We start from the raw sequence: 1,135 nt of genomic DNA, 5'->3' as shown, positions 1-1,135 counted from the left end.
TCCATGCAACTTCTAGAACTACTTCTGCTCGCTTAGACAACGCGATCGATTTAGCTGCGGTACTGAAAGCATCACAGGCAATTTCGAGTGAAATTGAACTCGATCGGTTGCTTCGTTCCTTGATGCAGATTTTAATCGAGAATGCTGGCGCACAAACTGGAAGTCTGATTTTAGAAAACTCAGGAGAATGGACAATTGAGGCTGCCTGCGAACTCAATGATAGTGAGAATGTCTGTACGACGCAAGTGTTGGAATCGATGCCAATGGCGAATCGTTTACCCGAATCGATTATTCAGTATGTGATTCGGACTCATGAACCTGTGATCTTGAATGATGCGACTCATGAAGGTAATTTCATCAACGAGCCATACATTCAGCACAACCAACCGCGATCGCTGCTCTGTTTGCCGTTGCTGAATCAAAGTAAGCTTGTTGGTGTGTTGTATCTGGAAAATCAATTAGCAACTGGGGCTTTTACACCAGAGCAATTCTCCAAAGGAGACGCTACGCGAACGCAAGTCTTAAACTTGCTATCCACTCAAGCAGCGATCTCAATTGAAAATGCCAAACTCTACGCACAGCTACACGCCAGCAATAATAAATTGACGCAATTTTTTGAAGCGGTGCCCGTGGGAATTGGAGTGGTCGATGCAACAGGTCGCCCTTGCTACTCCAATCGAAGGTCAGTTCAGCTATTGGGTAAGGGGATTGATCCTGCTGTGACACCGGATCAATTTGCAGAAGTTTATCAAATTTATTTAGCGGGAACAGAACAACCCTACCCCACTGAGAAAATGCCAGTTGTTCGGGCATTGAGTGGCGATCTCACGATGATTAATGATATGGAAATTCGTCGAAACAATGTAGCGACTCCAGTAGAGGTATGGGGAACACCCATTTTTGATGAACACGGTGATGTGGCTTATGCGATCGCCACCTTTCAAGACATTACCGAGCGCAAACAAGCAGAGAAACTGTTAGCCGATTATAACCGCACTTTAGAACAACAGGTCGCAGAACGAACAGTAGCGTTGCAGGCAAGTGAAACTAAGTTTCGCAATATCTTTGAAAACTCGCAGGTCGGCATCTTCCGAACCCGCCTCTCGGATGGATTAGTGGTTGATGCCAATCAACG

The 1,135-nt window shown here is 45.6% G+C and carries 1 protein-coding gene; it reads left to right on the top strand.

Going from position 1 to position 1,135, the window contains the following annotated elements:
- On the top strand, positions 1 to 1,135 hold a 1,135-nt coding region (locus ACKFKF_RS35130; RefSeq protein ID WP_446871958.1), incomplete at both ends, for a GAF domain-containing protein.

This window comes from Phormidesmis sp. 146-12 (assembly GCF_052939495.1).
This window is presented reverse-complemented; position numbering and strand designations above follow the sequence as displayed.